Here is a 15,731-nt window from a genome sequence, read left to right on the forward strand (position 1 = left end):
ACTATGTTTTACTATTTGTACTGTATTTTGGATACGTTTTATATATTGTGGGAGATGTATTCTAATTTGTGTTTGAAGAAATTAGTTCTGTTTGAAAAGTCGAGCAAGGCAAATTTTCCTCATTTACCAAATTGGCTTTTGTATAAGGTTTCCAAGCATACAAGACTGTTTTAATCTTTTCGATTTTCGGAATAATAATCTCAACTTGATTATTGACTATTTCAGCTTTACATTCTATTCTATTTCCTTTTTCGGTTACTAATTCAAAACCGATTAATTCCTTTTTATCTGCAGTTTGTAATTGTTTTGCATTTGAAAAAGAAACTAGAATTACATCTCCTTTTTGTATCGCTTTTAAAACAGCTGGACCTTCTGCAATTATGTTTTTTCCATAAGTATATTTTAAGGCAAGAAGAGCCAGTCTGTCTCCAATTTGTTTTTTCCTAATCGGATGCACATTTGTCGAATCGCCAAAATCCATACTCACCGCCATACCGCTGTTTGGAATTTCTTTCTGAACTCTGTTTTGCATATCTCTAAACGAAGGCCAAGACGGGCGATCGATACTTGATAATTGTACATAATAAAAGGGTAGAGAAGCTCCCCAAGCTTTTCGCCAGCTTTGAACCATTACAGGCATTAAATGTTCGTATAACTCAATATTATGTGCATTGCTTTCGCCTTGGTACCACAGAAATCCTTTTATGGGAAATTCTGTAAATTGAGCAACTCCTGCCTCATAGTTGTAACTTGGCGCGTATGGATGGCGTTGTTTTGGGTTTACAGCATTTTTTAAGTTTTCATCAGCTCGTGATCTCACCCAAGGCATTATAAAATCAGATTTTCGCCAGTTAGTTAAAACATCTACAACTTTATCGTCGTGTTCTAAAGTATATCTGTCAATCCAGGATTCTATAGGAGATCCGCCAACAGCAACTTCGATTAAGCCTATTGGTACATTTTCTTCTCTTGTAATATTTTGACCAAAATAAAAGGCAATTGCCGAGAAGTTTTTGGCACTTATAGAATCGCAGACTTTCCATTTTCCGGAGAAGTATTGTAATTGATTGGTTTTTTCTAAAGCAATTGAATCCCAAGCTTTTTCATCTGTTTCTCGAAGAACTTCAAAATTAAAGAGACGTAATGTGGTATTGTTTTGTGCATTTTTAATGACTGAAGTTCCGTTTTCGGCGTTTTTTAGTGGAAACGCCATATTCGATTGCCCTGAGCAGAACCAAATATCTCCAATTAAAATATTCTTTAAAACAATGCTTTTTTTGTCAGATGAAATTTTAATTTGATGTGTTCCGCCAGATTTCATTGCAGGAAAAATGGCTTTCCATTTTCCATATTCATTTGTGGTCACAATTTCTTTTTGATTGTCAAAGAATACTTCGATTTTACTGCCTCCGTTTGCGTTTCCGTAAATTGTAATTGGGTGTTCACGTTGTATTATCATATTATCGCTAAAAACGGGACCAAGTTTTAAACCTCCAAAATTCTGAGAGATATTTTCATAAACAGTCTGCGCTAAGATTGCTGCGCCTTCTTTTGTTGGATGTAAAGCATCTGGAAAAAGATCTGGACGATTGTATAATTTTTCATGAAGATCAATGAGTTTTACATTATTTGCGACGGCAATCTCAGAGATATGTTCCTGAATCTGCCAAAACCAATCTCGTGTTCCCGATTTAAAACGATTGTGTTCGTTAAAAATGGGAGTCATGCGGCAGATGTAAATTTTTACTTTTGGATTTTGTTTTTTTAACGTATCAATAATCCAAGAATAATCAGCATTAAAATCTTCTCTGTAATTCGGCCAGTTTCTAGGATCGGTATCGTTTAAACCTAAATGAATAATGGCGATATCTGGTTTGTAAGCGATAGCTTTGGCACATTCTTCTGTTTTGTAATAAGGTTTACTGCCTTTTTTTAAGAGTGTTGCACCGCTGTTTCCAAAATTTAGAACTTCAAATTTATTACCAAGCAAAATTTGCAGCTGCGACGGATATGATTCTGTTTTTGAATTGGCTAGAAGATATCCAGCTGTCACAGAATCTCCAATGCAGGCAACTTTTACAATATTTTGCTGCGCATTTATTTTAGTGTGAACGAGCACAAAAAAAAGCAAGGCGAGCAAGAGCAAATTTCGATTTAGTATTCTCATTTTCTAACTAAATTTTTAAAACTTAATACATTATAAGCTGGGCAGAGCGCAAGGCTCCGCCCTGACTTATAAAACCAAAAGCCAACTAATTAATTTTCAGGATAAATAAATTAAGGGATAACGTTACGTTTTAGGCATCGACAAAATCATTTACTTTGGGGCGTAAAAAACTGATTTGAGCGATTAATGCAACCAGAACGACACCGGCCATTAAGGAAAAACCATAACCTAAGCTGCCGGTATCGGCTGATTTACCTAACAATGACGTAACCAATGCACCGCAGGCAACTCCTGTCATATTCAAAACACCATAAGCGGTTGCTCTGTGTTTTGAAGAAACAAACTGACAGATAATAGGCATATTATTGGCATCGAACATTCCGTATCCTATACCAAAACATAAAACCGCTCCAACCACATGCCATAAAGAATGTCCAAAACCAATTAGCATTAATGCTGGAATTGTTAAACTTAAACCTATGGCACTGGTATAAACTCTTCCTTTTATATTTTTTTGAACCCATTTGTCAGATAAAATACCTCCAAATAGAACGCCTAATAATGATGAAAATGAAATGGTAATTGTTGCTAAAGGCCCAGCCTGATCCATTGAAATATCTAAGTTGTCCGAGAATAGGGTAGGAAGCCAGTTTTTAGTTGCCCAGCCCGGTAAACTTATAATGGCAAAATAAAACAGAATTACCCAAAACGAAATATTGGTAAATAATAATGCCAGACCTTTGAACAATGAATCTTTTTCATGTGTTTTATTAAACTTAGGGTCAAAAGTTTTAGTTTCGACTTTTTTCTCACTTAATAAAAAAACTAATAGAAATGAATAAACAATACCCACGATACCAAAGTGATGAAAAGTAGTGTGCCAAGAAAATTTAGCGGCAATCGTAGCGCCAAACCCCCCCAATGCTGAACCTACATATAAACCTGTCATATGAATACCAATGGCAAGTGATCTCGTTTTTTGCTGATGAAAATCGGCAATTAAAGATAAACCAGCAGGAATGTATAATGCTTCACTCACACCCATAACAGCTCGCAGCCAATAAATTTGATTATAGGTTGTGGCATAACCCATTGCATATGTTACAGCAGACCAAACAAACAAACTGCCTATAATAAGCCATTTTCTGTTTAACTTATCAGCAATAATTCCTGAAATTGGACTCATTAAAGCATAAATCCAAAGAAAAATAGCCATTAAACGTCCAAAGTTTTCACCAGACACCAATTCTGGAATATCATTTTCCATCGATGGTCTCATAGTGGCAAGCATCTGCCTGTCCATGTAGTTTAGTAAGGCTACAATCCAAAGTAAGGCGACTACTAACCAAGGATAATATTTAGAGTTTTTCATTTCTTTTAATATGGTTTATTTTTTGATTGTGTTTTGGTAAATCTAATAGGTTTTAGGATTGTTACGTTATTTGACATTTCCTATCATAACATCCGGCGTGCGTATTCCGGGTTTGATTTCCCCATTTGATAAAACAATTTTATTGTTCCATAATACTGCCGGTGTGGTTACATGTGCAAGAAAGGGAAGTTCTCCAATTTTTGACCATTTATTTGTTTGTGTGTTGTAAAGTAAAATAGCATTATAAAAGCCTTTATGCGTTGTATTTAATATGTTTTTCTCTGCAATAAGCTTTGATTTTTCTTCCTCAGAAGAAGCTTTTGAAATTTGCGATAAATACGTTTCGATTTTATGAAAAGTAGTTCCGTTATCTCCGCCGGTAATCAAAATGTATTGATTCCCAAATGCGACACCGGCACCCGCAGAAAAATTCGTCGTATTTTTACCATCAGTAATTATGGCTTTACTTTCCCAAGTTTGACTTTTTAAATTGAAAGCCAATGTAGTATTGTGTAAATCACTTATTCCTGATGGCGTTTTTGTTCTTCCGCCAATGATATAAATGTTCGTTTCGTTTTTATCTTTCTGAACTACTGCAACTGAATTCGCTAAAGCAAAAGGCAATTTTGGTAATAATTTCCATTGTGGTTCAGTAGTATTTAAATCAATACTAAAAACCAAATCAGATGATTTTGAAGCTTCGTCTCCACCAATTGCATATACTATATTATTTAAACTAGTAAGGGCAATATTGGTTACAGCAATTGGAAAATCGGGCAGTGATTTTAGTTCTATTTCATTTTGTTTGCCGTTCCATTTTAAAAGATATGCTTTTTTAGAAAGTCCATTTTCATTTTCTCCTCCAACATATACAATTCCAAGACTAGTTGATGTACTTCCTGCATATGCAATAGGTTCTGGCAATGAAATGGAATTTTTCTTATTCCAGTGATATTGATCTTTGCTTTTTTCTAAAACATGAATTTCTTTTGAATACTGTTTTTTTCCTCCTTCCCAAGGCATTTTATCAGGAAAATTTGCTCCGCCAGCCGTAATAAAAACGTCATTATAAACTCCGTTAATCGGACCTGCAAAACCTAGAGACAGACTTCCGTCTTCATTTTGTAATTGCGCGGCTTTTTGCCATTCGACGCTTTTTATAGTTGTTTTTTGCGCAGAACTTATTGTTGTCGACATCATAAAAAAGGTAAAAATTAAAGAAGAAAATACAGTATTCATAAAGGCTTGTTTTAGAAAAACGAACTTAATTATTTTGATTTAAATTCATCAAAATTTAAACCTTCAACATCTTTTTGGAATAACTCAAATTGTGCCGCACTCATATTTTTAACAGGTAATCTAAATTCGCCTAAATTATGCCCAACCAATTTCATATAGGCTTTTCCAACAGAAATTCCGCCGTATTTCCCTAAGAAACGAATCATATCAATAGATTTCTGCTGCAGTTTACGCGCCTTCACCAAATCGTTTGCATTAAAAGCGTCGATTAAATCATTGTACAATGGAGCAGCGTAGTTAAAAGTACTTCCTACAGCACCTTTTGCACCTAAAACTAGAGCAGAAAGCATATTTTCGTCACGTCCCCAAAGCATATCAAACTTTCCATCAGCATAACTCATACAGCTTTGAAAATCCATAAAATCCTCATGTGTATATTTCACGCCCGCAAAGTTTGGCAGTTTTCCGTCTAAAGCTCTAACTAAATCATACATTGCAATATTTACTCCTGTTAATACTGGAATATGATAGTAGTACAAAGGCATATTTGGAACACTTTCTCCAACTTTAATACAAATTTCTGCCAAGGTATCAACGCTTGATGGTTTGAAATAAAATGGTGCAGTTATAGAAACGGCATATAAACCAATTTCATAAGAGTGTTTTGCCAATTCGATGCAGTCCGTAAGCGAAGTTCCGCCAAGAAAAACCATTACTTTAAAATCGGCATCGTGATTCGAGCAATCAGCCCATGCCTTCGCAACAGCTTTCTTTTCTTCAAGCGAAATAGAAACACCTTCTCCAGTTGAACCAATAATGAATGCGCCGGTAACTCCATTTCTTTTTAAGAAAGCGTAATAAGGAGGAATCAAACTTAAATCTAGTTTTCCGCTGCTGTCGAATGGAGTAAAAGGAGCAGCAATAAGTCCTTGTAAATGTTCAATTTTCATGATTGTATTTTTTTATTATTGATGTGTTTTGTTGTAATCAGGCTGTGAACTTTTATGATTCTCAGCCTGATTTTAAACTTGTATTTTAAAATGTTATTTACTTAGAGGGTTTTGAACAATTTTTGGATTGAAATTAATGGTATTCTGAGAGATTGGGAACAGAACTTCTTTACCAGCAGTCATAGATGGCACTAAGCTTGTTTTGTTAAAACGAACCAAATCCCACCATGATTTACCTTCAAAAGCCAATTCTTTTAAACGCTCTTTTAAAATTAGATCATCATTTGCCGTTTGTGAACCGTTTGTGAAAGACGCCGTTGCATCAGCTCTTTTCATAACCAAATTCATTTCTGTTGATGGATCTTGACCTAAAGCGTTTTTAATTTCAGCTTTCATTAATAAAACATCAGCCCAACGGTATATAATAATATCACTTACAAATCGTCTAATTGTGCCATCAACCGTTCCATTATATTTAACCATTCCTGTAACAACAGGAGTTGTACCATTGTATAAAGTTAAATAAGTTGCTGCTTTTCTGGTATCTGAAGCAGCAAAGTTGAATCTTGTAATATCAGGTTGAACTCTCGAGATTCCTGCATTACCAGCTCCAGTTCCTAAGGTTCCAAAAACTGCAGTTGCCTGCGCTGCCGTTAATGGAGCAAAATCACTAGGTCCAACAAACATAAATTGATTCCAGTTATCTGACAATGAAGATGGTAAATCTGCTAGGGAATAACGAACAGCAAAAAGCACTTCGGCATTTCCTTTTTTATCATACGCAAAAACATCTTTAAAGTTAGGCAATAAAGTTGGAGTTCCTGGTATTGCATTCACAGCGGCTAAAGCTGTGTTTAAATCTGCCGTTCCTCCGCCCAATTGTTTCGCTGTCCACAAATAAACATCAGCTTTTAAGGCTTGAACTGAAGGCATTGCTAATTGCGTTGTGTTAATCGCTGTATCAGGAAAATTTGCAATTGCTTTGTCTAGATCTGATTTAATAAATGCAAATGTTTCTTGGATTGTATTACGCGGAATTATGTATTGCGATTGATTTGTATTTTCTGTTGGTTCTGTAACAATTGGAACACCACCCCACGAACGCGCCATAATAAAGTAGCATAAAGCACGCATTGTATACGCTTGTGCAAGGTATCTTTTTTGCTCTTTTGCGGTACTTGGACTAAATTGAATTTGCGGTACATACTTTAAAATCAAATTTGCCTGATGTATTGTAGTGTACAATCCTGCCCAATCTACGTCGATGTTTTGCGGCGTAAGATTGTTATTGTAATAATTGGCTAATGTTAATGGAGATTGAACTCCGCCAGTTATTTCGGCACTTCTTGCACCTCCAAGAAGATAATAGTTTTGCTGTGTTTGGATTCTGAAGTTAACATACATACCGTTTACACCAGCCTTTGCGTCGTCTTCTGTTTTCCAAAAACTATCAGAGGTAATTACACTATCAGAGGTTAGTTCTAATTCATCCTGACACGAGGTGAATAGTGAAAGACCAGCGAATAGTATTGTATATAAAAGAAATTTCTTTTTCATGATTTTAGTATTAAAATTTACAAACTGATATTTAAACCAAGTATAATGTTTCTAGGTACTGGATAAGTACCAGTAGATCCTGCAGCGTTTAAACCTAAACTAGATCCTCCGTCGATACCTTGCACCTCAGGGCTTAATCCTTTATATTTAGTAAAGTAGTATAAGTTGCTTCCTGTTACATACATACGAAGTGATGATAACCTTGCTTTTTCGACTAATGATTTTGGAAAGCTGTAACTGAATGTGATTTCTCTAATACATAAGTAATCTCCACTTTCGTAGTAACGGCTGTTTCCTTGAAACATGTTTGTGTTGTAAGCTGCACCGCTCGCTTCTGATCTGAATAAATTATTTTGATTGGTTTGATCTGCCCAACGGTAACGAGGAACATCTGTAATATCACCTTCTTTTTGCCAAGCTTGTGCACTTTCGGCTAATAAACCATAGTTTCCTTGAAACTGACCTAAGAAACGTGCTCTTGCTTCGTTGTATATTGTAGCTCCTAACGAATAATCTGTTCTTACAGTTAAAGAGAATCCTTTGTAAGCCGCATCAAAATTAAATCCTCCTACAAATGTTGGGAACATATTACCCATGTATTGTCTGTCTCGGCTGTCGATTATACCATTATTATCTGTATCTTCAAATACAGCATCTCCAGCAAATTTTTTACCAGTTGGGTTTCCGCCGTTTGCTGCTGTTTTTGTTACATATGTATCTTGAACTTTTAAGTTATAAGCATCGGCTTCTGCTTGATTCGAAAGAATATATAATTGTTTGTGTGCATAGAAATCTCCAATTTTTTGACCTTCCTGTAATCCGCCTACATATTTATAAGTACCGCTTTTTACATCGTAAATTTCAGTTCCGCCAATTCTGTTGTTTGTGTTTCCATTAAATGGAAGCTTTTCAACCGTATTGGTGTTGTGCGAAACGTTTGCTCCAACATTGATTTTCCAATCGTTTTGATTATAAACATTTGCTTGTACTTCAAGCTCAAAACCTTTACTTCTTAATCCTCCTAAATTGGTTAAAACGGTAGAGAAACCACTGTTTGAAGGTAAAGTCAAATTCGTTAATAAATCAGAAGTTAACTTGTTGTAGAAATCTCCAATAATTCTAATCTTATCATTATTAAACCCGATATCAAAACCACCATTAATTGTTTCAGATTGTTCCCATTTTAAACCTGGATTTGCAATTTGAGAATTAATGATTGCCGATTGTCCGTTGTAACTGTTGGCTATACCATTTGTAGAACCAGCATATAATCCGCCAGCCTGAAAATCGCCTAAAGTTCCTAAGTTACCATTTACACCGTAACTCCCACGAAGTTTAAGAGATGAAAAGAATTTAGGCATTACTTTTGTCCAAAACTTTTCTTCCTGCATATTCCATCCAGCAGAGATTCCTGGGAAAAATCCATATCTATTGTCTGGTCCTAAACTTGATGAACCATCATAACGGAAAGAAGCTGTTGCAAAATATCTGTTTTTATAGTCATAATTTAAACGTCCAAATACACTGTTTAAAACTAATTTTGTGTTGTTGCTGTAAACTGAAACTGGAACAGGAGACGAGTCTAAAGTTTGTGCTAAGTCAGAAGGACTTCCTTTTCCTGAAGCATTAAAAGCTTTAATTGTTCGATCGTATTTTGAAGCTCCCAATTTTGCATCAAAATCACCAATCGCATCCCATCCTTTTTTATAAGCAAAAACTCCTTCGTATTGTACTTGATAGATTTGATTGCTTAATCGAGTTGCAGTACGTGTATTGTCTACCAATCCGCTGCTTCCGCTTAAAAATGCTTGTTGAAAAGTATTGTCGTTTTCGTTTTCACTGTAAAGAGACATAGAAGGAGTGAAGGTAAAGTCTGTCGCCAGTTTTAATTCACCATCTACACTCATTTGCAGTTTATTGTTTTCGTTGATTCCTTTTACTTTACCCATTTGATATAATGGATTTCCGTTGATATTATTTTGCCCCGGAGCCAATGAACCATCTTCTAAATACATTTTTGTTGTAGGTGAGTTTCCTAAATATCTGTTGAAAACAACACTATTGGCAACAACTTGATTATTACTCGATTTAGAAAATAACACACGTCCGTTTAAAGTAAAATTATCAGCAACTTTTAATGATGCATTCAATTTACTTGTAAATCTTTGATAACCTGTAAAAATGGTAATTCCATCGCCTTTTAAGTAACCAAGGCTCAAATCAAAAACACCGGTATCAGTACCTCCGCTGAAACCAAGATTATGATTTTGCGTTACAGCACTTTGAAACAAAACGTCGTTCCAATCTGTGCTTTTGTAGATAATAGTATTACTTGGATTTAATGGATCTGCAATTTCCTGCCAGCCTTTTGCTTGCAATTGACTAACGGTATCGGCAGATAAATTAGATTTTAGTAAGGTTGCAAAAGGAGTATTACTCTGCAAATTATTTCCAGTTCCTGCAGGCGTAGCACCTGTTAACTGTCCTAATCGCGCAATACCTGTAGTTGTCGAAAGTCCTGCAAGTTCTGCAGCATTATATAAACCTTGACGTTGAAATTTAATATAATCTCCGCCATCCATAAAATCATATTTTTTTGCAATATGGCTGACTTGTGTAGAGGCATTATATGTAACTTTTAATTTGCCTGCTTTTCCTGTAGTAGTAGTAATGATAATTACACCATTTGAAGCTCTTGCACCGTAAATAGAGGTAGCAGCGGCATCTTTTAAAACTTGAAGCGAGGCTATATCTGCTGAATTTATATCGTCAATCTGCGTACGAATTACACCATCAACAATATACAAAGGTGTTGCTCCAGAAGGGTTGTCGATAGATGTACCTCCTCGGACTATCACATTAGATGCTTTTCCGGGTTGACCAGATGAAGTTTTAACCACCAAACCTGTTACACTTCCTTGCAAAGACTGGGTTACGTTTGAGTAAGGAACATTTTCTAAAACTTTTTTGTCTAGTTTAGAAACTGCAGTACTCAAAGTTCTTCTGTTCTGAGAACCATATCCTACAACAATTACCTCATTCATCTGTTGTCCAATTTCTTTCAAAACAATGTTGAGAGAACCTCCTGTTATTGTTACTTCCTGATCTTGTAAACCTATATAGGTAACAATTAAAGTGGTAGCATTATCTGGAACTTCAAAAGCAAAGTTTCCGTCAAAATCTGTTTGTGTACTTACATTAGTTCCTTTGGCAACGATATTTACACCCGGCAGTGATTCTCCTTTTTCGTTGGTCACTTTTCCGGTTACTTTCTTTTGAATAGGGTTGTTCTTTTTTACATTTTTATCTGTAAAAACAATACTTCTTTCCGTTTTTGCAGCAGCTAACTGCATAGTAAAAACTAAAAGTAACGTCGACGTTAATTTAATAACTTTTACGTGTTTAGGAGTAAACCTGCAATTTTTAGGTTTACTTTTAGGCAATAATTTCATACTTTTGTAATGGTTAGGTTAATAATAACTTGGTTAAAGGTCTATGTGTTTATTCTCCAATCATTGTTCCTAAATGGAACTTGGCCAGCTATGTTTCCAGCATTAGCTGGCTTTTTTATGATTAGAAATTAAACAGGGTATGCAATTGGTTCTATTGATAATTCTCTATGATCTTTAATTCTATTGTTATTGTATATAAAATTTGTATTCTCCTTTTTCTCCTTCCTGTGTTTATTTTTTAAGAGGATTTGATTAACCTCTAGTTAGATGACTTATAAATGTGTGCCGCTTCGTAATAATAAGTCATTATTCATTTTTTAAGTTATTATGGATTGATTAAATTTTAACAGCTTAACCAAGGTTATGATAACTTTACGAATAAATTATTTTATTATTACGAAGTAAAGATATAAAATATTTTAATATAATAACTTTAGTTATTAAAATATTTTAATAATTAACAAAAGAATCTCTAAATTAGTTGTTGATCAGAGGAAATAACATCTTTTCTTTTATAACGCAGCAGGCACCAATAACGCCCGCACGACGGCCTAAAGTAGATTTTTTAAGCTTCATATCACGGTTGACTAAACCAAGTGAGTATTTTTTTAATGCAGATTGAATCGGTAATAATGAATAGTCTCCTAACTGTGCGAAATCTCCTCCAACTACAAGTAAGTCAGGATTGAAGATGTTAAGTAAAATAGATAAATAACGACCCATTTTTTCGCTTTGCTGTGTTACAAGATCAACACAAAGAGTGTCTTCTAGATTTACAGCGCCTTTTATAATAGCGTGATGCTGAAGTTCTGATGAAGAATCGTCTAGAATTACCTTAGATTGTTTGCCTTCTTTTACGGCTTCTTTAAACTGGTTTACAAGTGACCAGCCCGATATTTCTGTTTCTAAACAACCCAGTTTTCCGCATTTGCACATGATTTCATTATTAAAAATGGTACTATGTCCAAACTCGCCTGAATAGCCTGATTTACCGTAATAAAGTTTTCCATCGGTAATCATCCCAATAGCAACTCCCCAGCTGTAGTTTACAAAAATTATGTTTTGCTCATCGTCGACAACTCCTTCACAATATTCACCAAAGGCCATTGCTCGAGTATCATTTTCTAGATGAACAGGAAGATCTAATTGCTCAGAGATTATTTCGGTTAAAGGTCTATTTTCGCTAAAGAAGTAGTTATAACTAAAACCTTCCATTGAGTTAATTCGTCCCGAAAAGTTGATGCAGACTCCTACAATCAATTTTTTCTCAACAGAGCTGTCTTCTATAAAAGAGTTGATTAAGTTACAGAAATTTAGTAAAGATTCTTGAGTGTTTTCTAACGCAAATGAAGTTCCAAGTTCGATGCTTACTAATTCATTTTTAATGTTTTGAAGACCTATAGACATGCTTGTCAATCCTACTTCGACACCAAGAAAATAAGCACAAGTTGGATTAATACTGAACAAAGAAGGTCTTCTGCCGCCGCTATTTGTAATTTTTCCCATATCAACAACATAACCTTCAGCCAGAAGTTCGTTAACAGCTTTAGTTACCGTAGGAACGCTCGATTGTATTTCAGCACTTAATTCTGCAATGGTTGCATTTCCGCCAGTAAGCAAACGTTTAGTGATAAATTGTCTTAACATATGCCACTTTTGTTCTGACAGACTTTTGTCTTTACTATTGTCTAATAAATCTTTTAAACTCATTGCTTTGTGTTTTTATGGGTTAACACAAATTTAATTTATTTTTTAAATTAGAATTAAAAAACAGTAAACAATATTAAATATTTTTAAAATAGTGTTTGGGTATTTTAAATTTCTGGCTTTTTTTAGTAAAATAGGAAGAACTCATAAGATGATGTTTTCAAATTCTCAATTAATTTGTAAATTTATAGAATGCGGTGTTATGGTGGTTGTTTCTGAATTTTGTTTCTAATAAATTAAAAGAATCAGCTGCAAAAAGAAGCTAATAAAAATGAAAGCTATAATTATAAAAAGGGTTTATGATAATAAAACAAGTGATGGAACGTACCGAATACTTGTTGACCGATTATGGCCGCGCGGACTTAGTAAAACAGATTTAAGTTTTGATGAATGGGATAAAGAAATTACACCATCGACAGAACTGCGTAAATGGTTTGCTCATAAAGAGGAGCGTTACGCCGAATTTACTAAACGTTACATTCAAGAATTGAGTTTAAAAAGTGAAGAAATCGCACGTTTAAGAAATATGGCAGAAAAGAAATCTTTGACATTATTATATGCCGCAAAAGATCCTATAATAAATCATGCAGTAATTTTGAGAGATTTTTTGCTCAACAATAAATAACCTGAGTTTTGATTACAGATAGAAAGAATATTTGCTTTACTGTTATATACAACGGTACAATTCGTACAATTGAAACTTATGTACACGAATATCCCAGTTTGATGTTTTTGCTTCGAGATAAACTCTTTTTGGATGATTTTGGCGAATGCGGCGGCGTTGGCAGATGTGCCACTTGCGTTATCAAGTTAAATGATATTAAAGAAAATGCGTTAAAAAAAGATCGAAACGAACCAGCGACATTATCTAAACTAGGATATACGGCTGAGAATGTACGGCTTTCTTGTCAATTGTATGTTACAACTGATTTAGAAGATTCGCAGATTGAAATTGTGGAAATGTAGTTTGTAAAAGTTAGTTAGCAGAATTTAAAATTCTTTGTTTTACATGATCCATGTACGATCTGCCAATTACATATCTTAAACCTTCAATTTCTACGCTGTTTCCTTCAACTGCGTCGATCTTATCAATGGCAACAGTATACGATCTATGTATTCTTAAAAAATTTCTTTCCGGCAGTAAATCGGTAAAGTCGGATAAGGTGCTGTGTATGATGTATTTACCTGTTAAGGTGCTTATTTTTAGATAATCTTTCAAGCTTTCGATAACCAAAATCTCATTCAGGAAAATCTTCTTCATTCTTTTCTTATCTATTTTGATAAAAATAAAAGGATTTTCAGCAGAATTTTCAGGAGTAGGATTGGATTTACTTTCCAGTCTTTTACTGATTTTGTTCAAGGCCTTCATTAGCCTTGGAAACTCGACAGGTTTCACTAAGAAATCCAAAACATCAAGTTCATAAGTTTCTATTGCAAATTGACTGTACGCACTAGTAATAATAAGTAAAGGCGGATCTTCCAGGCTTTTTATAAAATTAATACCATCAAGAACAGGCATATTAATGTCTAGAAAAATGACATCAACTTTATTGTTTTTTACAAAATTCAAACCTTCTATTGGATTACTAAAAGTATTTATAACCTCAAAATTTTCAAGCGGTTCTAAATAATTTTTAATAACATTAATAGCCAATGGCTCGTCATCTATAATCAAACAATTTATTTTCATTTCTCTATTATTACTTTTTAAGCAAAATAATCCAGCGTATAAAATTTAGTATAAGAAAAGTCGTTCTAAGTGACTTTAATTACAAGCTTTACGACAAAAATATTCTTTTTCTTTTTAAATGAAAGGTTATACTCGTTTTTATTATAACCCAGTTCTAACCTTTTTTTTACATTCTCGATACCTATACCGCTTGATACATTAAAATTGTCTTCAAGATCAGTAGTTTCGGGTTGTGGGTTCGAAACTGTAAAGTGCAGAAAATTGCCTTTTACCTTAAATTTTATATCAATTACAACTTTCCCCGTGTTTTTGTTTACACCGTGTTTAAAAGCATTTTCTATAAAAGTCAATAATATAATAGGAGCAATCTCTTTGTCGTGAATATCTCCCGAAACAGACATGTTTATAATCAATCGATCGTCGTTTCTAATTCGCTCGAGATCAAGATAATTCTGAATACATAATATTTCATTTTCCAGCGATTGTCTGGTGCTTTTTGTGTCATACAACATATAACGCATTAACTCTGAAAGCTTAAGTACAATTTTTGGTGCTTTGTTTGACTTTTCGACAGACAGCGAATAAATATTATTAAGTGTATTAAAGAGAAAATGCGGCGATATTTGAGATTTCAAAAACAATAATTCTGTTTCTAATTGTGATTTTTCAAGATCAGTTACGCGTTTTTGCTCCTTCATGAAATCTAATGTAATCTTAATAGCCGTAACAAAAGTGATGACATATAATTCGCCAATCATCATATCAATCGTGTAATTGAGCGAAAGTTTGTCGATAGTTTCTGGTCCTTCCGGCCAAACATCATGATTTATTAATAAATAAGTAAGATTGAATTTTATAATAACCATTATAAATATCGAAGACAAAACCGCAAGTATATATAAAAGGTATTTTTTTCGGTAAACTAAATAAGGCATGAAGACAAGAATATTCAAGTAACATAAGGTCATATGAATAGGAAATCCTAGTAAATTAGTCTTGAAAGAGTAGCCGTAATCATTAAAATAAATTCCCCAGCGAAAAGTATTAAACAAGAAATAAGTAAGCCAAAAAAGGATATGATATTGTAATGGTATTCGATATAATTTGCTCGTGCTGAAATTCATAATTCAAAGTATGTTTTGAGACCTTTTTTGATGTTTGTCTTCGTTTAGATGTCGTTTGTCTAAAATAATTTAAGTAAAATTTAATTTTGCATAAATTTAAAGTTAAATTATTATTTTTTTTAATGAATGGCCTTACTTGTAAGTTTTGTTTGTAATTCTAAAAGTAAGCTGTAAAATAAAGCAAATTAAAAATAATAGTCAACAAGCTTTCTTTGTTCAACAAACAGTAATTAGTGATTTGAGAAAATTTTTATTTAAAACCGCTGGAAAAAAACTTGCTTTTGCAACAAAGAAAAACACTCAACATTATAAAATATTAAGTCATGCTTACAAAAGATCAGTACCGTGTTATTACCAAGTTTTTCTTAAAGATTCTAAAATCTATGTAGGAGTAACATCTTCAAAACCTGAGACTTTACATTGCAGTCCATGTCATAAAAGTCGAAATAATAGATCAATGTTATTGGTCTAAA

General features: G+C 33.9%; 11 protein-coding genes. 2 read left to right on the forward strand and 9 right to left on the reverse strand.

Annotated elements, in window-relative coordinates; genetic code table 11:
- Nucleotides 1-61: 61 nt before the first annotated feature.
- From B0A75_RS13855 to B0A75_RS13885, 7 genes are all read right to left on the reverse strand, one after another.
- Nucleotides 62-2,167, reverse strand: a complete 2,106-nt coding sequence (locus B0A75_RS13855) for a GDSL-type esterase/lipase family protein (RefSeq protein WP_089054866.1) — start codon at nt 2,165-2,167, stop codon at nt 62-64.
- A 130-nt stretch (nt 2,168-2,297) separates the two neighbouring features.
- The gene (locus B0A75_RS13860) at nt 2,298-3,539 is read right to left on the reverse strand and encodes an MFS transporter (protein WP_089054867.1); all 1,242 of its coding nucleotides are present in this window, start codon (nt 3,537-3,539) and stop codon (nt 2,298-2,300) included.
- Between the two features lie 66 nt (nt 3,540-3,605).
- Nucleotides 3,606-4,778 carry a galactose oxidase gene (locus tag B0A75_RS13865; protein ID WP_089054868.1) on the reverse strand — a complete coding sequence of 391 codons (1,173 nt, stop codon included), beginning with the start codon at nt 4,776-4,778 and terminating at the stop codon, nt 3,606-3,608.
- A gap of 29 nt (nt 4,779-4,807) precedes the next feature.
- A complete protein-coding gene (locus tag B0A75_RS13870) occupies nt 4,808-5,728 on the reverse strand; it encodes a dihydrodipicolinate synthase family protein (RefSeq protein ID WP_089054869.1) in 921 nt (306 codons plus the stop codon).
- A 93-nt stretch (nt 5,729-5,821) separates the two neighbouring features.
- Nucleotides 5,822-7,285, reverse strand: coding sequence for a RagB/SusD family nutrient uptake outer membrane protein (locus B0A75_RS13875; protein WP_089054870.1), 1,464 nt, complete (start codon nt 7,283-7,285; stop codon nt 5,822-5,824).
- Nucleotides 7,286-7,302: 17 nt separating this feature from the next.
- On the reverse strand, nt 7,303-10,737 hold the full coding sequence (locus tag B0A75_RS13880) for a SusC/RagA family TonB-linked outer membrane protein (RefSeq protein WP_089054871.1): 3,435 nt from the start codon (nt 10,735-10,737) through the stop codon (nt 7,303-7,305).
- A gap of 477 nt (nt 10,738-11,214) precedes the next feature.
- Nucleotides 11,215-12,447, reverse strand: a complete 1,233-nt coding sequence (locus B0A75_RS13885; RefSeq protein WP_089054872.1) for an ROK family transcriptional regulator — start codon at nt 12,445-12,447, stop codon at nt 11,215-11,217.
- Between the two features lie 268 nt (nt 12,448-12,715).
- Here B0A75_RS13885 and B0A75_RS13890 point away from each other — a divergent pair, with 268 nt between their 5' ends.
- Entirely contained in the window at nt 12,716-13,069 is a 354-nt protein-coding gene (locus tag B0A75_RS13890) for a DUF488 domain-containing protein (RefSeq protein ID WP_089054873.1), read from the forward strand.
- Nucleotides 13,070-13,077: 8 nt separating this feature from the next.
- A complete protein-coding gene (locus B0A75_RS13895) occupies nt 13,078-13,410 on the forward strand; it encodes a 2Fe-2S iron-sulfur cluster-binding protein (RefSeq protein WP_089054874.1) in 333 nt (110 codons plus the stop codon).
- 10 nt (nt 13,411-13,420) lie between these two features.
- On the opposite strand, the gene B0A75_RS13900 is transcribed toward B0A75_RS13895, so the two are convergent.
- Both B0A75_RS13900 and B0A75_RS13905 read right to left on the reverse strand, forming a co-directional pair.
- Nucleotides 13,421-14,134, reverse strand: coding sequence for a LytR/AlgR family response regulator transcription factor (locus tag B0A75_RS13900; protein WP_089054875.1), 714 nt, complete (start codon nt 14,132-14,134; stop codon nt 13,421-13,423).
- 65 nt (nt 14,135-14,199) lie between these two features.
- Nucleotides 14,200-15,258 carry a sensor histidine kinase gene (locus tag B0A75_RS13905; RefSeq protein ID WP_089054876.1) on the reverse strand — a complete coding sequence of 353 codons (1,059 nt, stop codon included), beginning with the start codon at nt 15,256-15,258 and terminating at the stop codon, nt 14,200-14,202.
- Nucleotides 15,259-15,731 lie beyond the last annotated feature (473 nt).

The organism is Flavobacterium oncorhynchi (assembly GCF_002217355.1).
GTDB lineage: Bacteria > Bacteroidota > Bacteroidia > Flavobacteriales > Flavobacteriaceae > Flavobacterium > Flavobacterium oncorhynchi.